The 20,529-nt window shown below is 45.4% G+C and carries 22 protein-coding genes and 4 pseudogenes; 7 read left to right on the forward strand and 19 right to left on the reverse strand.

Annotated features, from left to right (window positions below):
- Positions 1-96: 96 nt before the first annotated feature.
- Genes merT through merR form a run of 3 tightly spaced genes read right to left on the reverse strand, consistent with a single transcriptional unit; the run spans position 97 to position 1,080 of the window.
- A complete protein-coding gene (gene merT / locus SD70_RS36220) occupies positions 97-411 on the reverse strand; it encodes a mercuric transport protein MerT (RefSeq protein WP_197081100.1) in 315 nt (104 codons plus the stop codon).
- Positions 404-664, reverse strand: coding sequence for a hypothetical protein (locus tag SD70_RS35130; RefSeq protein WP_082053534.1), 261 nt, complete (start codon positions 662-664; stop codon positions 404-406). The genes merT and SD70_RS35130 overlap by 8 nt, the downstream gene beginning before the upstream one ends.
- Positions 661-1,080: an Hg(II)-responsive transcriptional regulator gene (gene merR / locus SD70_RS20660; protein ID WP_041049397.1), complete on the reverse strand. Its 420-nt coding sequence runs from the start codon at positions 1,078-1,080 to the stop codon at positions 661-663. Before merR ends, SD70_RS35130 begins: the two co-directional genes overlap by 4 nt.
- Before the next feature lie 300 nt (positions 1,081-1,380).
- Here merR and SD70_RS36225 point away from each other — a divergent pair.
- Positions 1,381-1,536: pseudogene (locus SD70_RS36225) on the forward strand (hypothetical protein); the annotation flags it as partial.
- 197 nt (positions 1,537-1,733) lie between these two features.
- Here SD70_RS36225 and SD70_RS40455 read toward each other — a convergent pair.
- Positions 1,734-1,880, reverse strand: a pseudogene (locus tag SD70_RS40455) (ketoacyl-ACP synthase III); the annotation flags it as partial.
- Between the two features lie 1,169 nt (positions 1,881-3,049).
- On the opposite strand from SD70_RS40455, the gene SD70_RS20670 reads away from it, so the two are divergent.
- On the forward strand, positions 3,050-3,379 hold the full coding sequence (locus tag SD70_RS20670) for an ArsR/SmtB family transcription factor (protein ID WP_036684721.1): 330 nt from the start codon (positions 3,050-3,052) through the stop codon (positions 3,377-3,379).
- A gap of 175 nt (positions 3,380-3,554) precedes the next feature.
- Entirely contained in the window at positions 3,555-5,315 is a 1,761-nt protein-coding gene (locus SD70_RS20675; RefSeq protein ID WP_041049399.1) for a SulP family inorganic anion transporter, read from the forward strand.
- Between the two features lie 296 nt (positions 5,316-5,611).
- On the opposite strand, the pseudogene SD70_RS36230 reads toward SD70_RS20675, so the two are convergent.
- From SD70_RS36230 to SD70_RS20695, 4 genes and pseudogenes are all read right to left on the reverse strand, one after another.
- A pseudogene (locus tag SD70_RS36230) lies at positions 5,612-5,762 on the reverse strand (transposase); the annotation flags it as partial.
- Positions 5,763-5,775: 13 nt separating this feature from the next.
- Positions 5,776-6,204 (reverse strand): arsenate reductase (thioredoxin), encoded by a 429-nt coding sequence (arsC, locus tag SD70_RS20685; RefSeq protein WP_041049400.1) that lies wholly within the window; start codon positions 6,202-6,204, stop codon positions 5,776-5,778.
- Between the two features lie 20 nt (positions 6,205-6,224).
- Complete coding sequence (gene arsB, locus SD70_RS20690) at positions 6,225-7,280, reverse strand: ACR3 family arsenite efflux transporter (RefSeq protein ID WP_041049433.1); 1,056 nt, start codon at positions 7,278-7,280, stop codon at positions 6,225-6,227.
- Positions 7,281-7,296: 16 nt separating this feature from the next.
- On the reverse strand, positions 7,297-7,620 hold the full coding sequence (locus tag SD70_RS20695) for an ArsR/SmtB family transcription factor (protein WP_041049401.1): 324 nt from the start codon (positions 7,618-7,620) through the stop codon (positions 7,297-7,299).
- 216 nt (positions 7,621-7,836) lie between these two features.
- Between SD70_RS20695 and SD70_RS20700 the strand changes: the two genes are divergently transcribed.
- From SD70_RS20700 to SD70_RS20705, 3 genes and pseudogenes are all read left to right on the forward strand, one after another.
- Entirely contained in the window at positions 7,837-8,289 is a 453-nt protein-coding gene (locus tag SD70_RS20700) for a MarR family winged helix-turn-helix transcriptional regulator (RefSeq protein ID WP_041049402.1), read from the forward strand.
- A 20-nt stretch (positions 8,290-8,309) separates the two neighbouring features.
- Positions 8,310-8,540, forward strand: a pseudogene (locus tag SD70_RS35145) (monooxygenase); the annotation flags it as partial.
- 213 nt (positions 8,541-8,753) lie between these two features.
- On the forward strand, positions 8,754-9,548 hold the full coding sequence (locus tag SD70_RS20705; RefSeq protein WP_041049403.1) for an arsenite methyltransferase: 795 nt from the start codon (positions 8,754-8,756) through the stop codon (positions 9,546-9,548).
- Between the two features lie 77 nt (positions 9,549-9,625).
- Here the strand turns inward: SD70_RS20705 and SD70_RS35150 are convergent, their stop codons facing one another.
- The 8 genes from SD70_RS35150 to SD70_RS20735 form a co-directional block, all read right to left on the reverse strand.
- Positions 9,626-9,955: a four-helix bundle copper-binding protein gene (locus SD70_RS35150; RefSeq protein ID WP_082053536.1), complete on the reverse strand. Its 330-nt coding sequence runs from the start codon at positions 9,953-9,955 to the stop codon at positions 9,626-9,628.
- A gap of 237 nt (positions 9,956-10,192) precedes the next feature.
- The gene (locus tag SD70_RS20710; protein ID WP_231571351.1) at positions 10,193-11,263 is read right to left on the reverse strand and encodes a cell wall-binding repeat-containing protein; all 1,071 of its coding nucleotides are present in this window, start codon (positions 11,261-11,263) and stop codon (positions 10,193-10,195) included.
- Positions 11,264-11,574: 311 nt separating this feature from the next.
- The gene (locus SD70_RS38340; protein ID WP_231571353.1) at positions 11,575-11,991 is read right to left on the reverse strand and encodes a WD40/YVTN/BNR-like repeat-containing protein; all 417 of its coding nucleotides are present in this window, start codon (positions 11,989-11,991) and stop codon (positions 11,575-11,577) included.
- Positions 11,988-12,434 carry a hypothetical protein gene (locus SD70_RS38345; protein ID WP_231571354.1) on the reverse strand — a complete coding sequence of 149 codons (447 nt, stop codon included), beginning with the start codon at positions 12,432-12,434 and terminating at the stop codon, positions 11,988-11,990. Before SD70_RS38345 ends, SD70_RS38340 begins: the two co-directional genes overlap by 4 nt.
- Before the next feature lie 125 nt (positions 12,435-12,559).
- Entirely contained in the window at positions 12,560-13,627 is a 1,068-nt protein-coding gene (locus tag SD70_RS20720) for a sensor histidine kinase (RefSeq protein ID WP_041049404.1), read from the reverse strand.
- A complete protein-coding gene (locus SD70_RS20725; RefSeq protein ID WP_041049405.1) occupies positions 13,624-14,316 on the reverse strand; it encodes a response regulator transcription factor in 693 nt (230 codons plus the stop codon). The genes SD70_RS20720 and SD70_RS20725 overlap by 4 nt, the downstream gene beginning before the upstream one ends.
- A 60-nt stretch (positions 14,317-14,376) precedes the next feature.
- Positions 14,377-15,153 (reverse strand): prolipoprotein diacylglyceryl transferase, encoded by a 777-nt coding sequence (lgt, locus tag SD70_RS20730; RefSeq protein ID WP_041049406.1) that lies wholly within the window; start codon positions 15,151-15,153, stop codon positions 14,377-14,379.
- 170 nt (positions 15,154-15,323) lie between these two features.
- Positions 15,324-15,722, reverse strand: a complete 399-nt coding sequence (locus SD70_RS20735) for a DUF1259 domain-containing protein (RefSeq protein WP_041049407.1) — start codon at positions 15,720-15,722, stop codon at positions 15,324-15,326.
- A 222-nt stretch (positions 15,723-15,944) separates the two neighbouring features.
- Here SD70_RS20735 and SD70_RS20740 point away from each other — a divergent pair, with 222 nt between their 5' ends.
- Positions 15,945-17,453 carry a multicopper oxidase family protein gene (locus SD70_RS20740; RefSeq protein ID WP_156158120.1) on the forward strand — a complete coding sequence of 503 codons (1,509 nt, stop codon included), beginning with the start codon at positions 15,945-15,947 and terminating at the stop codon, positions 17,451-17,453.
- Between the two features lie 85 nt (positions 17,454-17,538).
- Here SD70_RS20740 and SD70_RS37080 read toward each other — a convergent pair whose 3' ends face one another.
- The 3 genes from SD70_RS37080 to SD70_RS20755 all read right to left on the reverse strand — a co-directional run bounded on the left by SD70_RS37080 (position 17,539) and on the right by SD70_RS20755 (position 20,510).
- Positions 17,539-19,533 carry a C40 family peptidase gene (locus SD70_RS37080; RefSeq protein WP_197081101.1) on the reverse strand — a complete coding sequence of 665 codons (1,995 nt, stop codon included), beginning with the start codon at positions 19,531-19,533 and terminating at the stop codon, positions 17,539-17,541.
- Positions 19,534-19,565: 32 nt separating this feature from the next.
- Complete coding sequence (locus SD70_RS20750) at positions 19,566-19,973, reverse strand: DUF6075 family protein (RefSeq protein WP_082053537.1); 408 nt, start codon at positions 19,971-19,973, stop codon at positions 19,566-19,568.
- A 117-nt stretch (positions 19,974-20,090) separates the two neighbouring features.
- Complete coding sequence (locus SD70_RS20755; RefSeq protein WP_041049410.1) at positions 20,091-20,510, reverse strand: RNA polymerase sigma factor; 420 nt, start codon at positions 20,508-20,510, stop codon at positions 20,091-20,093.
- Positions 20,511-20,529 lie beyond the last annotated feature (19 nt).

A 20,529-nucleotide genomic window follows, 5' to 3' on the forward strand; every position in this document is an offset into this window, starting at 1 on the left:
AGCCGCTGATTTTTAATTGCTACCGCATGCCGTAGTAAATAATAAAACAGACAATACCACCATCATCCCCATTGCTTTCATACAATACACCCTTTCTTATAATAGTCCATTTTCAGCCAATCCTAAAAAAAGAAATGCACCTAAAACTAAAATGGTCGTCGTCCATAACGTGATAACCGTACTTTTGCTTCTCCGTTTTCTTCTATACACTAAATAAAATGAAACTCCAAGAAATAATAACGTTATGATTTTTAAAAATAGCTGGTATTTGATTGAAAAGATCGCGAGTGTGCCTGCCAAACCGGATAATCCAAGAGGAATGAGAATTAAGGGTCCTAGGCAGCAGTTGGACATCAAAAAAGCGGATAATACTGCCCCCCAACTCGTTAGTTTTTCTCTCAAATCATTCACCTGGTTTTCTCCCTGGAACCGAGCAGCAATCGTGTACTGCATCGTTTTTTCCTTGTTTATTCGCTTTTTTGAAGATCATCAAAATGGAAATCACAAATACGATCCCCAAAATCACGCTAACGGCAGTTTGATGAGCAGCAAAATACGCACCAAGCATTGTTCCAGCAAGCAAGGGAAGAATCAAAACGACATGACAAGGACAGGTAAGCAGAGCTAAAACACCCCATCCGAATTTTTTTGCATTTTCTTTCACTGAATTTCCTCCTTGTCCTCATGGCGGATTAACGCTTCAATGATCGGGCATTCATGTATGGCCTTTTCATCCGGACAGCGGTCTTTTAAATCTTTTAGCATACATTCGATTCGCTCAAGGTCTCTGATTTTTAACCGAACATCTTCGAGTTTTTGAACAACAAAATCGTGCATATCTGCACATCTCACATCGTCTTTATCAACGACACCAAGCAATTTATCAATTTCGGATAACGTAAAACCAAGCTCTTGTATACGTTTAATGAACATGATTCGTCTTACCGTATCTTCCGGATAAAGCCTGTAGCCTGCATCTGACCTTATAGGTTCGGCAATCAGACCTTTTCGTTCATAGTATCTGAGCGTTTCTTTATTCACATTACATAATTTGGATATGTCTCCTGAACGATACCTCATGATTCACCTCCCTCATAAGTGTAAACCCTGTACCATGCTACATAGTCAAGACATTTTTATTTTTGTATTACTAGATTATTGCCTATTTTTGATAGGGATAAAACTAAATTTAATATCATTGTTCCGATTCTGACTATTTTAGGAACTTTACTCGGAGGGGATCAAGTGAAGCGAAATTGGGAACTGGAGGAGTTAATTGAGCATTTTACGTTTCTTCCTAACTAAATGCAGCAAGTTGGCAATAAGTCGGGGGAGACTCGGTTGGGGATTTACTGTTCTGTTTAGTTTTTCCAATATGAATCGCGATTTCCTTTCCATAAATTCGAAGTGCCCAAAGCAGTCATTCAATACATTGCAAAGCAGATCGAGGCACCCGCAGAGCTGTACGCCCAATACGATTGGGCCGGTCACTCCATCACCTACCATCGAACACAAATCAGAGATTCTTTCAATTGATGAATTCAAATTGGGTATGGTTCGCATCACCCAACGAAATACTTCCCTTCTATTTTGGACAATACAATTGTTTTAGTCGCACAATTTTGCTCGCCGAGTCTATTGGCAAGCCCTGTCCAATAAATATGAACTCCCACTGTTGCCATCGGATCAAACATGATAACTGACGAATCCCTCAAACTGGTCATCTCTTTCCACTAGATCGGCACCGGCGCTTCGCCAAACAAGACGCAGGTTGTACGATCCGAATTATCTGTAATTTGGGATAGCATTTCACCGGTAATGACCAGAACCTTCCTATGCAGTCCAGAAGCAATCAAGCCATGAGCCATGATAAGTCCATAAGTAAATCCAGCTCAAGCGGCACTAATATCAATCACACCAGCATTTTGAGTTTGAAAATGGGCTTAAATTAAGCAGCAGGAAAAGGAAAAACTGGTGTAGTGGTGCAAACAATAATTCGTCTTGTTATACCGAAAGACGAAATTCCTGACTGCAACTTATACAGAGAGCGCGCGCTGGTGTCTCGCTCAGCGTTCATGAATGCCTGTCCTCTGTAGGATCCATTCATGACTGGTATCCACCAGGTTTTTTTCCAATTCATCATTTGTCAGTTTTCGTTAGGGTACATACATTCCACTGACTGTAATACACGATGAAACACCAATATTCCCACCCTTCATCATTGCTACGAAATCGGAAATTTTAGTCGATATTCATGAAGTTCTTTCTGAAAGCGTTGGAAAGGACTGAATAACATTTTTATATTCCGTTTTAGTTTGGTTTTCTTTTTCCGATTATGCTGACACTCATGGAGTTGATCTATCTGTTTATCGATTTTTTCCCGTAGGGTTAGGATAAACCCGATCGCAATGTGAGATTTAGCCAACTCATGAAGATCGGTAGCAAGAGCCGCACTCAAATTGCGAAGATCCGGAAGGTGTAACGACTTTGTCACATAAAAGACCTCTGACGTAAAGTCCTCACGGTAATCTTGTCCCGGGACTTGCTCCTAAAAGTCATTCCATTCTCGTAGTAGTCCAGTTTCATACAAAAAAAACTTTAAAAACCAGCATAACCATGCCGTACAACTTGTATTTCGTTTTTGGCACCCAATACCTTCGACAAGATGTCGGCACCCTTGACAACAGGAACCTCCATTGGCGATACAAACGTTACAAATGGAATTGGAGCCGATCTCATGTAACGCATGAATCCCCATTGTTATGACGGTTTGACTGCTTACTTGCATGAAAGGTGTAGTCTATTCGTGAGAGGATGACGAATCTTGATGTGATGAGTCATTACTCGTAGAATCCGGCATTCGTACCCGCCCTTAATTCGTTACAATCAAATATTTATATATTTGAATATAATGTGCATTATATAGGAGGGAGTTTCAACCAAATCACAATCCATGCGCCGGTATGCCCTTCTTTCCAGAAGTTTTTGGGTGGAGTTGTGTTATGATATTCTATATTCAAAAGTATAGCGATAGCGAAGGTAGCGTAGCATGAATCAAAATATCCAACAGTTTAAAGCCGATTTTTTTAAGGCGCTGGCGCATCCCATGCGGATTCGAATCCTGGAGGTTCTGAGTGAAGGAGATAAAAACGTAAATGAGATACAGAGTATTTTAGGCTCAGAGGGTTCAGCCGTTTCTCAGCAGTTGGCAGTATTACGAAATAAAAATGTGGTGACGGGCTTAAAAGATGGTACTTCTGTCATTTATTCGTTACGTGACCCGTTGATTAAAGATTTGCTCGCAGTCACAAAGCAGATCTTCGATAATCATCTCGTTGATGCCATTTCATTACTTGAGGTCATTCGAAATGAATCTTAAACTGAAAAACAAGGGGTTCCATAAGCAACATCAAGGATCACCTTGTTTTTTTGTTTTGCAGCCGGAAACATGCGGGGCGACACGAGATTATTACGATTGACATTATTCGATGACAGGAGTAACATTTCACATATATTCAAATAATCAAATATACGAAGAATAGAAGGTAGTTCGGATGAAATGGACGGGAAGATTTGAAGGATACCATGCAGCAGCTCTCCGTAAGGATCTCATTTCAGGTCTTATTGTTGGCATTATCGCCATTCCATTAGGGATGGCGTTTGCTATTGCGGCTGGTGTAAAACCGGAATATGGCATTTATACCACCATCGTGGCCGGTATCTGTATTTCCTTGTTCGGGGGTTCTAAATTTCAAATTGGCGGCCCGACCGGTGCATTTATTCCGATCCTTTTCGCGATCGTAATGGAATATGGATACGAAAATTTATTGCTTGCAGGATTTTTGGCGGGAATTATTCTGGTGCTCATGGGGCTATTTAAACTCGGAGCTTTGATTAAGTTTATTCCTCGCCCTGTAACCATCGGATTTACTGCCGGAATTGCCATCATAATTTTCAGCGGACAGATTGCTAATTTTTTAGGTTTGAGCGGTATCGAGAAACACGAGAATTTTCTACCCAATATGAAGGAAATTGTAATGCATCTCGCAACTACGAATTTCTACAGTGTTATCACAGCGGTGGTTTGCTTGGCTGTCATCCTCATAACGCCGAAATTTTTACCGAAGGTCCCTGGTTCCTTGGTAGGGCTTATCGTATCCACTATAGTGGCGACCGTATTCTTTAAAGGGGAAGTTGCAACGATTGGATCGTCATTTGGAGCTATTCCAAGCACTCTACCCCATTTTCATTTCCCTGATCTAACCTGGGATCGCATTGAAAATTTGATTCGTCCCGCCTTTATTATTGCCATGTTGGGCGGCATCGAATCTTTATTATCGGCGGTTGTTGCCGACGGCATGACCGGCAGTCGTCATAGCAGCAATCGGGAACTGATTGGACAAGGCATCGCCAATATGGTAGCCCCTCTTTTTGGAGGCATACCAGCGACAGGAGCCATTGCACGAACAGCAACCAATATCAAAAACGGTGCGGTCTCACCTTTGTCGGGTATTATACATGGCATCGTTGTACTGCTGGTGCTCATTTTGTTTGCACCTTATGCATCGGAGATCCCACTTGCTAGTATGGCACCGATTCTTATGCTGGTTGCTTGGAACATGAGTGAACGAAAAGAATTCGCTCATGTCTTAAAAACAAAAACGAGCGATTCCGTTGTCCTTCTCATTACCTTTTTGCTTACCGTCTTTACAAATTTAACGACTGCCGTTGAAGTCGGATTAATTTTAGCCGTAATTTTATTTGTGAAACGAATGAGTGACAGCTTACTGGTTTCCAAGGTATTGCCTGACCCAGCAGCTAAACATGAAAAAGTGAAAGCCCATATGGTAACCAAAGGCCACGATTGCCCACAAATTGGAATCTATACTATCGAAGGCCCTCTCTTTTTCGGTGTCGCAAATATGTTTGAAAAATCCATTATGGATACGATTCACCAGAGGCCGAAAGTGTTACTTCTACGCATGGGAAAAGTGCCCTTTATGGATACGACGGGTGAATCGAATCTAGCCAGCCTGGTGAAACACTTCGAGAAATTTGGCGGGATCATTCTTGTATCCGGAATTCAATCCCAGCCGTTGGAGGTATTGAAGAGAACTGGGTTGTATACGCTGATTGGGGCTGAACATTTTTTTGGACACACAGGTGAGGCGCTTAACCACGCGCTATTGCAGCTGGATTTGAATAAATGTCTAGGATGTAAACATTTTGCTTTCCGTGAATGCGCGGCGTTATCAAACAAGGAATCCCAAAAAGAAATGACATCTTGTTTAAAGCCAGATCCAGCAAGGACATAGCTATTCTCATTCAAATCGCCCCAAAGACGAAATAAAGTGAGGTGAATGGCTATGCAACTTGCACTTCAGCAATACAAAGTAAATATTATTAAGATCATGGCTCATCCTCTGCAATTGCAGATTTTGGAATTGCTTTGTGAAGGACCAAAAGGTATCAATGAGCATCAATCGCGTTTACGACACGCGTTGTTTATTCAATGCATGTGATCTGTTTTCACGACCAAAAATATGGTTAACAACCAGATAATGAGCGTAATTAACGTACTCGATACCGGAACTCATGAACAGCTAAAATTCAGCCAGAATTTCGAGGAATCGTTTTCCCCGATCCACATGCCGAGCACGTCCATTATTGCCGTCCAAATCGATGCCGATGACCATGTAGGAGGCCTTGTTCACAATGGCGCCGTCTTGCTTAACTTTGTAATGAATCGCGTCCATAAAAACAACCCGTTCAAATTTACCGTCCTTCGGCAAGAAACTTTTCGATACGCGACTTAATCGCATCCCGAACCGCTCGAAAATGGCTCGTAATTTCTTCCTCGGTACCGGTCGCCTTGGCATGATCATCGAAACCCCAATGCCATTTCACGACGTTTTTATTCGAAATCACCGGACAATGCTCGTCTGCATGTCCACATAACGTTATTACATAGTCAGCTCGATTCAAAATCTCCGGATCGATGACATCCGATGTATGGCTGCTAATATCGACGCCGGCTTCCTTCATCACCTGAACGGCGCGCGGATTCAGCCCATGTGCCTCCAACCCGGCGCTTTTTACTTCGTAGCGATCATTACCAAGCGCCTTCAACCAGCCATCCGCCATTTGGCTGCGGCATGAGTTTCCTGTACAAAGAAAATAGACGAGTTTTTTGTTCTCTGACATGGGAAATCCTCCTGTTTATGTTAGGCTGCTTTCTTTGAAAAATACTTCTGTTGAAAGCGGAGAGCGACGTTAACTAAGGCAATCATCACGGGGACTTCAACTAGAGGGCCGATCACGGCCGCAAATGCCGCGCCGGAATGAATCCCAAACACCCCAACGGCAACGGCAATCGCCAGCTCGAAGTTATTCCCCGACGAGGTAAATGCCAGTGTAGAAGTCACCGGATAATCAGCTCCGGCTTTTTTGCCCATGAAAAACGAAATGAGGAACATGACGACAAAGTAAATCAGCAAAGGAATCGCGATCCTCACGACATCGAAAGGCAATTGAATGATCATTTCACCTTTCAGAGAGAACATGACGATAATCGTAAATAATAAAGCGATCAATGTAGCGGGACTGATTTTCGGAATAAAGACGGTTTCGAACCAGGATCGCCCTTTTGCTTTCACAAGCGAATAACGCGTAATCATTCCTGCCAGAAACGGTATCCCTAAATAAATAAACACGCTCTTGGCGACTTCGGCCATCGTAATGTCAACAACGACGCCCTCCAACCCGAACCATCCCGGCAAAATTGTAACAAAGATATAGGTGTAGACGGAGTAAAACAAAACTTGAAAGATCGAGTTGAAAGCAACGAGTCCCGCCGCGTACTCGGCATCCCCTTTGCACAAATCGTTCCAAACGATAACCATTGCAATACAACGGGCTATACTGATCATAATCAGGCCGACCATATATTCCGGAAAGCCTTGGAGAAAAATAATGGCCAGGAAAAACATAAGGATCGGGCCAATGAGCCAGTTTTGAATCAAGGAAATGGCTAACACCTTGCCGCTTCGGAAGACGCGGCCGATTTCTTCATATCGTACTTTCGCCAGCGGCGGATACATCATTAAAATGAGGCCAAGCGCAATCGGTATCGAAGTGGTTCCAACTTGAAATTCATTCAAACTAGCGATAAAGGTTGGAAATACGTAACCCAAGCCAATCCCCAACGCCATCGCAACAAAAATCCATAACGTCAAATAGCGGTCCAGAAACGAAAGCCGCTTTCTCTCTTGTTTGCTCACTTGCTGCATACCCCCTTTACTCGCATGTAACTGTCAGTCCTTGTTGCTCCAATTTCCGCAGCTCCTCGGATAGATCGGGCAAATGGGACAAGGCATAACCGATTTCCTCTAACCGCTTCTCATTGATCGAATAGAACACCCATTGCCCCTTTCGCGTTTCGCGGACCAGTTCAGCCGTTTTTAAGCGGCTTACATGTTTAGAAATGGCTGGCTGGGAAATGTTAAAGATGGGCACCAGTTCACACACGCAGCAATCGCGAATGCGGAGCAATGAAAGTATTTTCAGTCTTGTCGGATCGGCCAGAGCTTTCAGAATATCCGCTAATTTTTCAAACTCCATTGTCATTTTTATCACCTCAAATATAGAACCATATAACCATATTGTTATTTATATATAAAGAAAAGTCAATACGGAAAACGATATTTTATATTCCCTCTACAATAGCCTGTCTAAGACAAGCCCTTTCCGGAGTTCTTATTTTTTGCAATGCAGGCAAATTTAATATTTGCAAATTGCAAATGATTGTTGTATAACTGGTTCATGAGGTGAAGCACCGTGAAAAATGTACGCGAATTATTTCAAATCATGACTCGTCGCTTTGGCTTTCTGGATAAAAACTGCTGTTCTGCCGGTGGTTGCGACATCTCCTTAATTCAAAGCCATATTCTTTACGAAATTGATCGCCAGCACAAGCCTTCCATACAGCAAGTAGCAGAGGCATTAGGGACCGATATCACGACATTCAGCCGACAAGTCCAGTCGTTAATCAAGATGAAATTAGTGAAAAAAACGCCCGATCCCGATGACCGGCGGGTGAATCTGCTTTCCTTAACGACAGAAGGCAAATATGTTGCGGCGTCGATTGACCAGCAAATGAACGACTATTTAAACAAAATTTTCTCACACATGAACGATTTTGAAAAAGATACCGTTATTCGCTCGATCAAGCTATTAAACGAAGCAATGGCGAAATCCGGCCAATGCTGTTCAACCCCTTCATTCGGGTGATCTTTTTTTCTACATTATTCATCTTTGCAACCGGTTATCGCCCCGATCTGTCTTACCTTCACCCCCTCGGGGCGCTGGATGCCGAAGGGAAACCGCTACAGACCGCCGGAATCAGTCTTTCTGTTCCGGAACTGTATTATGTCGGCTTGGAAGGACAGCGTTCCTTTGCTTCCGCCACATTAAGGGGGGTGGGGCCGGACGCGAAGTACGTTGTTCGCAAACTACGACGTTTTGTGAAAAATGACTTATAGGGAGGCAAGTTCCGATGAACTTGAATTGGTTTGCCACGGAATACCTTAATGAAACAGAAGCAGCGCGAAATAGAGCACGGGAAGCTTGGAAATGGCAAAAACCCAAGTCGAGCCGCTTCCTTTGGAGACGGCAACTCACGATTGCAAACACAACAGCTTGTTGCGCCCCTAGTTGCTGCTGATTTTAGGAAAAATTCGAAGGAGAGATGGTTCATGAATCAAGTAACGAACGATCAAATTCGCCAAAACGTTCGCAGCCGTTATAAGGAAATTGCTTTGCAAGAAGTGGGGTCGGGTTCGTGCTGTTTGCCAGCTTCAAGCTGCCACGGATCGGCAGATGACATTTCTTCGAAATTGGGCTATTCCTCCGAAGAATTAACCGCTGTGCCGGACGGTGCCAATCTTGGCCTCGGTTGCGGCAACCCGCAAGCTATCGCGGAGCTTAATCCGGGAGAAGTGGTATTGGACCTTGGCAGCGGCGGCGGTTTCGATTGTTTTCTGGCGTCCCGGCAAGTCGGGGAAACGGGCCATGTGATCGGGGTCGATATGACGCCGGAAATGGTAAGTCGCGCCCGCAATAACGCCGTCAAAGGAGGATTCACGAACACGGATTTTCGGCTAGGGGAAATCGAGCATTTACCCGTTCCGGATCAAACGGTGGATGTCATCATTTCCAACTGCGTCATCAATCTTTCTCCAGATAAACAGCAAGTGTTTCATGATGCGTTCCGCGTTCTGCGCCCCGGTGGTCGTCTGGCCGTTTCCGATGCAATGATGACGGCAGAGCTTCCGACGGAAATCAAAAACGACTTGGATGTTTTTTATTCGGGGTGCATATCGGGGGCCTCGTCCGTTGACGAGCTGAAGACGATGCTAACGCAAAGTGGATTTAAGGATGTGGTGGTCGAATCGAAAGAGGAATCCAGGGCGTTTATTAAAGATTGGGTTCCTGGGTCGAAGGTGGAAGATTACATTGCCTCTGCCGTTATAAAAGGAGTTAAACCATAGCCCAATCGGTACAGCCATAGATCATAAGTAAAGCAAAGCAGTTCTATCGATGTTTGAATAGAACTGATTTTATTTGGTTAGCTCGCCATTGCCCGGCATGCCTTCGCACAGGAGAAGCAGGCTTCAGCACACCGTTGACAATGCTCGTGGCCATGCTTTTTACATTCATTCCCGCAAGCTTCGCAAACGTCAGCACATATTCGGCAAAGCTCTTTTGTGTAGGAACGATTATGGGACATTGCTTGCGCAGTAAAAGCACAAATATCGGCACATTCCCGATCTAGCCGAATACATTCTTTCATCATAGCAAGGTTTTCTTCGTTCAAACACGCGTCGTAACAGTGATTGCATGCCAGCATACACTTTATGCATTCATCAATGCAGTGCTGATATTGCTCATGTGACATCATTCTTACCTCCGCTTATTTGGGTACTTCTTACTTATTACCCATCCAAGCTGAAAATATTCACATTACAATTGACTTTTCCGTAAAGCCAATCTAACTGCTACATAGGAGACAACACCTACTACTGCGACCATCAACAATGGACAGATGAGCATCATTGCCCATGGCCATCCAGAATTCCAGATCATCCCCATCATGATCAGTCACCTGCTTCCTGCTGGTATTTATGAAACATGGTTAATGTTTCATGCCCGGCATTCCGGACATATCACCGCCATCGGTATTGCCCTCGCTTGGTTTTGGTGATGTTTCCGTACCCGTTTTGGCACCGCCGTGCCCGCCATGCCCTTCTCCGGATTCCGAAACGATTTCCAGCATGGAATCGATCTCCCCTTGCGCCGCGGCAGACAAAACATCCTCACTCCCTGTTAACCAAGCATGATTGTATGGACCTTCCGTCGGCTCCTTCTTATATTTCGGCTCAACCGACATCATATAGGACATCACCGAATCCGGCATCTTGTCTTTGTCCGTCCAAATAAGCGGCGCATGTTTACCCAGATGTGAGAATGGAGCCGCCGCAAGCGCCAGGGCAGCAGAATTTTTATTAACGAACGAGAAGTTGTGTCCTGGCGTTGTAATTCCCCAGCCGAAGCCGGTTGCTGGATCTTTATACTTCGCGAAGGCAACCGCGTTCGAATACGGATCGTCCCCCGCAATGCGAACCACTTTCCCGTATTGACCTAGCTGTTCCTGAACTTTGGCCGATATAACCGATTCCGGGCCAAGTATATAAATGTTGGCTTTGCCGCCCCGTGTCTTCAAAGCATCCACGGTTTCCTGCGGAACCTCGTCTTTCTTTACATAAAGCAGCGGCTCGGGCATATGGGCGATCCAGTTCACGGCGGGCATCGTATACTCTTCGCTGTCCATCGAACCAACAATAACCGAAGGCGGATTTTCAATGGCGACAGCGGTATAATAAGCATCCACAGCTTTCGCTACCGCTGCAGGGTTGCCGCCTGCGATTTTATCGATCTTGTAGCCGAGCGCTTTCACTTGTTCCTCTACCTTGGAGTCAAGATCGCCAACCAAGATCACTTGAGTCCCTTTGTTCATTTCGATGCCCATCGGCTTGAGTCTCTTCAATTCGTTAAGCGTAACGTCAGGGATGCCATCTTTATTGACAAACAAAACCGGCCCATTATTGGGATGGTGTATTAAATCGGCGCTAACCAAGGCAGTTTGCCAATCTTTCGAATTCGCAAGAATAACCCCGCCAGGCCGATTCGCGTCGTTCGTAGCCATCCAAAGGGTTTTCGAAACTAGCACCGCCGCTTCCGTCGGGTCGCTTGTGTTGATGCGTGTCGTGTTCTTCGAAGCGACCCATGGCATCGCTACCGAACTGACCGGACTTTGTGCCGAACCGGCTTGCTGTCCCATGTTGTTCATATCGTGCGGGACCGAATAATTTGGTTTGTTAAAGCATCCGGTTAGAGCCAAGGCGGTAGCCGCAGCGAGCATACTGACTTTCAATCCTTTTTTCATGCTTCAAGAAACCTCCCTATTTTTTATTGATCATCTTGCCTTCATTTGCAATTTGTGTCCACGCAGCCCCGCTATTCGTGGAGAGATAGACATCCTTTCGTTCCGTTGCGATAACCAGCTTCCGTTGGATTTCTCGGGTTCTGGGCGATATACGTAATCTCATCCTTAGTCAGCGTTTTGATCATCTCCGGAACGTTATTTTGTCTATTGATTTTGGCCAGCGAAACGTCTGAACCGGAACCAGCAATCAGCACATCGCCTGCGTTCATAAATAGTATGGCCGAAACCGGACGATTTGGAACCAGCGCGGTGAACGTCTGGCCATAGTCCTTCGACAAGTAGATCCCCGCTGTTGTGCCGACAGCGAGTATCGACTCTTCGTCAGGATGCACCGCAAGCGCCGTCATTTGCCCCTGAAGACCGTCCGCTCGACTGCTTGTCCATAATTTCCCTTCATCCTTACTGTAGTAAATTCCCAGCTGATTCATCTTTGAGTTGTTTGCGGATTTGCCACATACAGCGTGTACGAACGGTAACCAACCGCCATACCGTGCAGATCGACCTCTCCCTCAAGGGCCAGAATAGCGATTGTTTTCCCATCGTCGGTGCTTTTTACAAGACCTAACGGATTTTTAAACTTCGAACCTGGCGCCGGGTGGCCACTACTGTAAAATCCGTTATCCGCCGCAGAAAAACCCATATAGTCGTGTTTCTCTCCCGGGGCATCGCTCCACACACCATCTGCATAAACTTTTAACCCGTTATGAACCGGGATGAACAGACGTTTGCCGTCTGCGGAATAACCAAGGCCATGCAGATGCATAAAGGTTGTTTCGGTATTGGAGTTCGGACCTTCCGCCAGTTTGTTCGAGCATGCTGTCATCCCGATGAATAATGCAACCGCTAATGAAAGCATCGCCATCTTTTTCAAATCATTTCCCCCTATCTCTATAAAAAGGGACCTCTAGCAAGTATCCCCTATTTCTTTCCAACTCATTCGATAATTGAAGTTCCTCAAAGTGTAACCGATACTTTTGAAGATCCTGAGTAGATCGTCTACTTTCCCTTGGGAAGCCGTAATGTAAACGTTGTTCCATGCCGACTCTCTGCCGATATGTTCCCGCCGTGAGCTGCGACCAATTCCTTTACAATGGTCAACCCAAGACCGCTGCCCCCGGTCCGGCGATTACGGGACTTATCCGCCCGATAAAAGCGTTCAAACACATAGGGCAAATCCTCTTGTGGGATTCCCGTCCCCGTATCATGAACTTGGATCAAAACATGCTCGTTGTCCTCGCTCCCCTCAACGCGTACTTCTCCGTTTTCGGGTGTAAATTTCAGAGCGTTACTAAGCAGATTCACAAGAATTTGAATCATGCGATCATGATCAACATAGACACGGATGTGAGGGCTTACGAATCCACTTAAACGGATGTTTTTTTCACGATAGGCAGCAGCAACCAGTTCTATACCTCTTTCAATGATTGCCGACAGCGACTCTTCTTTTCTGGTCAATTGAAAACCGGGTGATTCCACATGGGTCAGGTCTTCCAGTTCGGCAACAAGTTGCGCTAATCGTTCGATCTCTTCATAGCAGGAATGGATACGCTCCGGAGTAGGCTCCCAAATCCCGTCTTCCAAAGCGCGCATATGGCTTTTGAGCGTAGCCAACGGGGTTCGTAACTCATGAGCAATGTCTTCTGTCATCGTAACGCGTAGCTGCTCGTGCTGTTGAAGTTGCCCTGCAAGGGTATTGAGTGATGCGCCCAAATCTGCGAGTTCGTCTTTCCCGCGAATGACCACTCTTGAGTTCCATTCCCCTCCCGTCATTCGTTCCGCGATACGTGTCATATGCACAAGAGGAGCCGAAATCCGCCTGGCCACATAAAAGCCGAGAAATATCGCAAGGACAATAGAAAACAGACACGTCCAAATGATCGTTTGCATGAGTGCTTGTTCTAAATGGTAATCGAGTTCTGGAAATTGATGACTCATGCCTGCTTGCGTTTGATACATCGAGAAATGATAGTGTGTGGTTAAAATGAGACTGATGGTTGAAATCAAGACGATACCGGCAGCAATCCCTATAATCATCAGCGCAAAACGGGTATGCAGCCTGTTCATACTGTACCACCTGCAAAACGATAGCCCGTCCCATACACCGTCACAATATATTTAGGCGATTTAGGATCGTGTTCTATTTTTTGCCGGATGTTTTTCACATGCTGATCGATCGTGCGAATATCGCCTTCAAAATCATAACCGAGCACTCTTTCCACGAGTTCTTCCCGCGAAAAAATGCGCTGCGGATGTTTGGCCATGATCAGTAGCAGCTTATATTCATTCGGAGTCAAGCTCACCAGTTCACCGCCGCGGTATACCTGCTGCTTTAATGAATCGATTGTCAGCTCCCCCTCATGAAAGGCGAGCCGGTCAGCAAGCAAATGATAGTCGTCGGTCCTACGTAAGATGGCCCGTACTCGTGCTACCACTTCACGCGGATCGAAAGGTTTGATCAAGTAATCATCAGCTCCAACGGATAATCCCTTGATCCGATTATTTCCCGAAACTTTGGCGGTCAGCATCAGAATCGGCACGGAATGGATTTGACGTATCGATTGGCAAACTTGCTCGCCCTCCATATCAGGAAGCATGAGATCGAGAATGACGAAATCAACCGATTCGTTGTGCACGATCCGGATGGCATCTGCTCCAGTTTCGGCTTCAACCGTCCGATAGCCTTCTTTACTTAAATAGGACACAACGACATCTCGTATTTTGGGCTCATCATCAACAACTAATATGGTTTTCATCATTAACCTCCAAGAATACATGAAGTCTAACCGTACCTTCTCCAAATTCATCCAAATGGATTAAAGGGCCCGAGGTTTCTTCTCATAAAAATAGTTCCACAATATGAACACAAGAGAAATGAGGATAACTGTCACGCTTGTCCATTGAGCCGCGGTAAAATCAAACAAATATCTAGGCGTATCCCCCCGAAGCATTTCCAGCATGAAGCGCCCAAGCGAATACAAAATATTATAAGACAAGAAAAGAAAGCCCCGGGGCCAAAAACGGTTTTTAAGGATAAGCAAAATTCCAAATACAATAAAGTCCCACTGACCCTCCCACACTTCTGCTGGCCATAACGGTTGAGAACCATACGTTTCATACGCAATCGTTCCTGGTGGATAGACAAGCCCAAAATTCGAACCGGTTGGCGATCCAAAAGCATCCCCATTTAATAAACAAGCGATTCTTCCCACTCCCTGGCCAAATACGATTGCAGGTGCCATGATGTCTGCAAATTTCCAGAAATTAATTTTTTTTCGCCAACAATAAATAAGACCTACTGTAAATCCCCCAATAAGCCCTCCTTGGATGGATAAGCCGCCCTTCCAAATCGCAAACGACTCGATAAGGTGCTGAGAATAGTATGCTCCCTCAAAGAACACAACTTCCCATAAACGAGCTCCAACAATAGCTCCCAGAATCACATAAATAACGACATCCCAAAGATGCTTTCGGTACTCCGTACCTTTAGCAAGATAAAAGGCTACCCCTAACGAAAGAAGGATCGCGGCTGCAATCACAGTTCCGTACGCTCTTACAGGAAAGTCTCCAATCGAAAATAAAACAACCCTCATTTAAAGCAGGCCCCCCATATATGGTGTTTGTCAAGTCTAATCGTAACATATGAAGAATCTGTGTAGAGATGTTGTGTTTCCTTGGCAAGTGTTCGTTTCTAAACGGGAAAATAAAAAACCGAGCCCTTAAGCAGGTTAAGGGTCCCAGTTTCATTAAACTCATAAAAAAATTATTTTAGCACTTTATACGCCTCCGCGACTTTTCTTGCAAAGGAAAGCGGCTCCTCAACAGAGGCATAGTGAGCGTAAACGAGATGAGGATGGTCCATTAACCAGTGATTGTGCAAGGCGGATAACATAATCCCGTTTCTCTGTAAATGCCAAGTAAATGGATAAACTTCATCCTGAAGGAGAGCTGTTTCTCCTAAGTTCAATGTTCTTCCTTGGGTGTCCATCGATTCAAAGGACCACATGGAATGGAGAGCAAGACCGGAGTGGCTCGGCCTTCCCAATATGTTTACGTTAATATACGAGCGATCCCGATTCACCATACAGACGCCGTGTTCCACTTTCCCATTCCCGCCAAGTATAAGAGCAAACCGTTGGCAGAGTGCGCTAATATCCTTCATCCAAATCTCCTCAAATTTTTTTATCAGCTTATGCCTATTTAACAAATTGTGTGCCGGATTTCTCTTCCCCGTTTCTTCAAAAGTTCTACATATGAACCGGATATGATTGATGTATCGGCTAGTTAATACAGAAAGGAATGATAACTCATGGCTAGTTGGAAGTTTAAAAGCATATTTGCAATCGGCGCTTTATCCGTTGTATTGGCAGGATGTTCCGGTTCAATGAACGGAATGGATCATTCCAAAATGAATATGGATTCTGGTTCAGCAGGAGAAACGGATCACTCAAAAATGAATATGGAGGGAACAAAAGCATCCTCAAAGATGGCAGATGGGCAGACGGTGAAGCCAGCTGTTCTAACGGGAAAAGAAATTAATTTAACGGCTTCCGTAAGCAATCAGGAAATAGCCCCCGGCAAAACTTTGCCTGTCTGGACGTTTAATAATTCGGTTCCCGGTCCGCAAATACGAGTTAAGCAAGGGGATACCGTAAAGATTAATTTAAAGAACCAATTGCCCGAGCCAGTCACCATTCATTGGCACGGCGTTCCCGTACCAAACGCGATGGACGGCATACCGGGTGTAACGCAAAATGCGGTTCAACCGGGCCAATCGTTCACGTACGAGTTTAAAGCGGATGTCCCCGGCACCTACTGGTACCATTCACATCAGGATAGTGTAAATCAGTTGGATCGTGGACTGTACGGTTCTTTCGTTGTAGAAGGTAAAAACGAGGAAAAAGTGGACCGCGATTACACGTTGATGCTGGATGAATGGATGAGCTCCGGGGAATTGTCCGGCATGAACATGTCTGGCGGCAATATGTCCGGTATGGATCACAGTACGATGAATATGGGACATGATATGAGCATGTACGATCTGTACACCATAAATGGAAAATCCGGTTCGTTGCTGGATCAGCTCCCTGTCAAACAGGGAGATAAAGTCCGAATCCGTTTGATCAATGCAGGCTATTTGTCTCATCAAATTCATTTACACGGACATGAATTCAAAGTTATTGCTACCGATGGGCAGCCGATAAACAATCCGGGTATCTTGAAAGATAATGTGATAAGTATTGCTCCAGGAGAGCGTTACGATATCGAATTTGTCGCAAACAATCCAGGCAAATGGTTGATCGAGGACCATGGCGACAATCCTGCTGTTAAAGGAATGAAAGCGACGATCGCTTATGAAGGAGCTGCCGCGGGTTCCGACAAAGCGAATGAATCGGAGAAGCTGACGATTGTCGATATGAGCCGATACGGCCAACCGGCCAAAGCTAACTTTACGTTAGATCAGGAGTATACGTTGGAATATACGATGAATTTGAACACCGAAATGAAAAACGGAGAAATGGTCTACACCATAAACGGAAAAACATTCCCGGATACCGATCCGATAAACGTCAAAAAAGGAGATACCGTCAAAGTTCGCCTTGTCAATAACTCGAAAAGCGACGACCATCCGATGCACCTACACGGGCACTTCTTCCAAGTCCTAAACAAAAACGGGAAACCGCTTGAAGGGTCCCCCGTTATTAAGGATACGTTGAATTTGAAGCCGGGCGAAGAATACGTTGTTGCATTTGAAGCAGATAATGAAGGGAACTGGATGTTCCATTGTCACGATCTTCATCATGCTTCGTCTGGTATGGTAACGGAATTAAAATATACAGGCTATAAGACTGATTTTATTGCAGACCCGAATGCAGGAAATAAACCAGAGTAATACAAAAATGAGCGCTCACCCGTAACCTGGCCAATTCGTCACATCCGCACCGTTGCGCCATTTTTGGCGTTGGTTCTTGCTTTCGCTATTTTTGTGCCGACAGGGGGGAATCTTGTTGCGAAAAATCAGAAAGACTCGGCCTGCCGAACAACACCTGTTTATCTGAATCAAACAAGTCGCGGTACACGACCTGTTCTCTACTGGAGGAAGCGTCAACTACTTTGCCGTTACCGGCATAAATGCCGACATGAGTAATATTCATAAATCGCCCATTGCTTTCATAGCTCCAAAAAACCAAATCACCGGTTGCTAGATCCGTAAAGCTTACAATAAATCCGTTTTCCAAACAATAACGAGCCTGTTCCGCCGCGGTTCGCGGCAAGTTAATGCCGAGCTGACGATAAACCCACTGGACAAGATAACTGCAATCCGTATAGTTATCCTGTCCAGCCTTCGGTTGGCTGTACGGATCGCCTAGACGAGTCAGCGCCAATTTGACGGCTTCACTGCCCAATTCGCCTTCGGGCAAATGCTGTTGAACCAAATCAAGCTGCTCCGGCGTCAAGCCAATATCCGTATCTTTTCCAAGCATTGCATACATGAGCGGGCGGAACTCCTCGGACAGCATTTCCTTCATTAAATCTATCTGTTCATTTGTAAAGCGATATATTTCTGCCTGTTGCTCCGCAGTTTGGCTAATGACCGTAATATGCAAAATGCGCTCATATCGGGTAACCGTCTCTTCGCCGGTGCTCCCGTCCTCCTTTTCGACAGTAACCGTTTCCTTATGTTCTATTGTCTCAACACGAGATTCCAGCGAATTCATATCCCAAAACACCGAACGGATGATACCGATTCTTGTTGCATCGAGCGTAGCCACATCCATTCCGTTTTCCGAATCCGTGACGGTCTTCACGGCAAAGACGGAGATAATGTCCATCCAGTTATCGATTCGCGTATTGTCCGCGCTGCCGGGATAATGATATTCCACCCAGTCTACATTACCAGCGGATTGCTGTATCTCTACCAGTCTGGCGGCAAATTCAGCGTCCAACTCTTGAACGATTTGGGAAAGCGGCTTTACATCGGCATCCGTGTTTTCACCGGACACAAAGATACCGAACGGAGAGGAAATGACAGCGGCTATCGCCATAACAATGCATAAAACTACAATTACCGAACCGCTGAATCCCAAAAGCACCGTCAATCCCTTGACAAGCAACGCGGCGGATCTTTCAACCATTTTAACGATATGACGATTCAATCTCGCTGCAGCTCGCGCAGTCTGGATGGATCGGTGAGCAGACACCACCATCTGCGCAGCCCGCTGAGCTTCCTTGACGGCATTCATTCTCCCTTCAGTTTGAGCATCCGAATAATGGTTAGTGTGATCTACCCGATGCCCTTTTTTTATAAATGGCGATAACGTCTTGAAATTTCGTACTTTCCGTTTGATCGCATGACCTGATTGTTTCACTATTGTAGACGAGGCTCGGTTTAGCGGGTTCACGTATCCATTTGCTGAACGAGATACCGCGGCGGAGAATGTTTCCTTCTTCCCGGCCGGTTTTAGATGTCCGATATCCCGTTTTTGCATTCGCTCAGGATAGCCACCTGTTCGAGAACGATACATAAGCCGGGCATTAACCCGGCTTCGAATAAAACGTTGTTTTCCTGAATGCGATCCAGAAGACAAGACGTATTTTCCATCAATCGGCCTACGGAGACGTAAGCTACGGGCAAGTCGCGGTGTACGCGTTAGCGAAGGCTCCGCATTAACATCAAGCGAGCTATGACTTGCGACAGAATCACCCTCTGACAACAGCTGCCTTTTTAGAATGTGTCGGATTAATCTCTTGTTGATACGCAGACTCATCCCCATATGGACGCGTATCGTTTTTTTCGTAGCCGCTGCGGAATGGCGCTGCGCATGTTCAACTGGAGACTGAGAGGTCTTCTTGTCATTTTCACCCTGCCGCTTGGCACGATCACTTGAACGTTTTACACGATTCAACACGTTCAGGATTCTCTCCAAACGTTTGATGTCTTTCACAACATCTCTGGTTTTAATCTCCTTCATCGTTCCATTCCACTCCCGTCGCTGGCAGCCATTCAGCGGGTTTGTTCGGCCAGCCGTTTGACCGTTCTCTCGTGACTTCGGCAATATTCGGGATAACGAAGATGAATCGCTTCAAAAAAGTAGGGGGCATAGCTGCAATCGAATAATTCGTGAGGAGTGGAGTAACGTTCGCCGCCTGCTTCGGTCCAGCCGTTCCATAAATTAAAGGCGAGCCGGCACACTCGAATGGTACTGCCGGTTTGCCAAGGGGCCGAAAGACCTTCGGGCTTAATGCCGCCATTAGAAAAATCATACAAATTGCTGATATGACTTCTGGTTTCCCGTGAAATGCCCAATGTATAGAAAAGTGCTCGATGGTAGCCGTCGTTGCATTTCCTTTCATCCAGCATCTGAACATAAAATCTCTCGTGTTCCTCATCTCGAAATCGAATCGGATGCATCGTTACAAACCCCTTTCATGGAAAATGAGCGGCTGGTTGCAACCAGCCGCTATCTGAGCATGGTCCTCTATATAACAGTTCATTATGGCAGGAAAATCGGACCCTCCGACGAAACGATTACATGTTTTTGAGCAAGTATTCCATTTGTTTCAAGCCTCTTTGGATCGATTTACGAACCGCCCGCTCATCGACATGTTCGGCTCTGGCAATATCGACTTTGCTCATACCCAAGAAATAATGGGCATAGATCCTTCTGGCGGATTTCTCCGGCAACAGGTACATAGCTTCATAAAGTTGCTGCCGTGAAAGCTTGCGCTCGTAATACTCCTCCGGTGAAATCGAAAGAAATAAAACATGCTGCTCAATCCCATCGTTGCGATCAAGCGAATAATAGGCCCGATGGCGATATGTCCGCAGTCTGTATGCGCTTTCTTCTAATTCGAAACGGCGGATTTCATGGGCAACTTCTTCATCTACATCTACCCATACATCCGTCTTAAAAAAAGAATACAAATCCCGCAAATTTATCTTTTTCATTCAAATCCCTCCATTTTGG

It is taken from the genome of Gordoniibacillus kamchatkensis, from assembly GCF_000829455.1.
Classification (GTDB): domain Bacteria; phylum Bacillota; class Bacilli; order Paenibacillales; family NBRC-103111; genus Gordoniibacillus; species Gordoniibacillus kamchatkensis.

What these genes read in the sequence shown, in the direction of transcription:
- merR (WP_041049397.1), bottom strand. Translation starts at nt 1,080, where the DNA reads ATGAGGTATCGTTCAGGAGACATATCCAAATTATGTAATGTGAATAAA.
- SD70_RS20670 (WP_036684721.1), top strand. Translation starts at nt 3,050, where the DNA reads ATGAATCAAAATATCCAACAGTTTAAAGCCGATTTTTTTAAGGCGCTG.
- SD70_RS20675 (WP_041049399.1), top strand. Translation starts at nt 3,555, where the DNA reads ATGAAATGGACGGGAAGATTTGAAGGATACCATGCAGCAGCTCTCCGT.
- arsC (WP_041049400.1), bottom strand. Translation starts at nt 6,204, where the DNA reads ATGTCAGAGAACAAAAAACTCGTCTATTTTCTTTGTACAGGAAACTCA.
- SD70_RS20695 (WP_041049401.1), bottom strand. Translation starts at nt 7,620, where the DNA reads ATGGAGTTTGAAAAATTAGCGGATATTCTGAAAGCTCTGGCCGATCCG.
- SD70_RS20705 (WP_041049403.1), top strand. Translation starts at nt 8,754, where the DNA reads ATGAATCAAGTAACGAACGATCAAATTCGCCAAAACGTTCGCAGCCGT.
- SD70_RS35150 (WP_082053536.1), bottom strand. Translation starts at nt 9,955, where the DNA reads ATGTCACATGAGCAATATCAGCACTGCATTGATGAATGCATAAAGTGT.
- SD70_RS20710 (WP_231571351.1), bottom strand. Translation starts at nt 11,263, where the DNA reads ATGGCTACGAACGACGCGAATCGGCCTGGCGGGGTTATTCTTGCGAAT.
- SD70_RS38340 (WP_231571353.1), bottom strand. Translation starts at nt 11,991, where the DNA reads ATGAATCAGCTGGGAATTTACTACAGTAAGGATGAAGGGAAATTATGG.
- SD70_RS20720 (WP_041049404.1), bottom strand. Translation starts at nt 13,627, where the DNA reads ATGAACAGGCTGCATACCCGTTTTGCGCTGATGATTATAGGGATTGCT.
- SD70_RS20725 (WP_041049405.1), bottom strand. Translation starts at nt 14,316, where the DNA reads ATGAAAACCATATTAGTTGTTGATGATGAGCCCAAAATACGAGATGTC.
- lgt (WP_041049406.1), bottom strand. Translation starts at nt 15,153, where the DNA reads ATGAGGGTTGTTTTATTTTCGATTGGAGACTTTCCTGTAAGAGCGTAC.
- SD70_RS20735 (WP_041049407.1), bottom strand. Translation starts at nt 15,722, where the DNA reads ATGAAGGATATTAGCGCACTCTGCCAACGGTTTGCTCTTATACTTGGC.
- SD70_RS20740 (WP_156158120.1), top strand. Translation starts at nt 15,945, where the DNA reads ATGAACGGAATGGATCATTCCAAAATGAATATGGATTCTGGTTCAGCA.
- SD70_RS37080 (WP_197081101.1), bottom strand. Translation starts at nt 19,533, where the DNA reads ATGAAGGAGATTAAAACCAGAGATGTTGTGAAAGACATCAAACGTTTG.
- SD70_RS20750 (WP_082053537.1), bottom strand. Translation starts at nt 19,973, where the DNA reads ATGCATCCGATTCGATTTCGAGATGAGGAACACGAGAGATTTTATGTT.
- SD70_RS20755 (WP_041049410.1), bottom strand. Translation starts at nt 20,510, where the DNA reads ATGAAAAAGATAAATTTGCGGGATTTGTATTCTTTTTTTAAGACGGAT.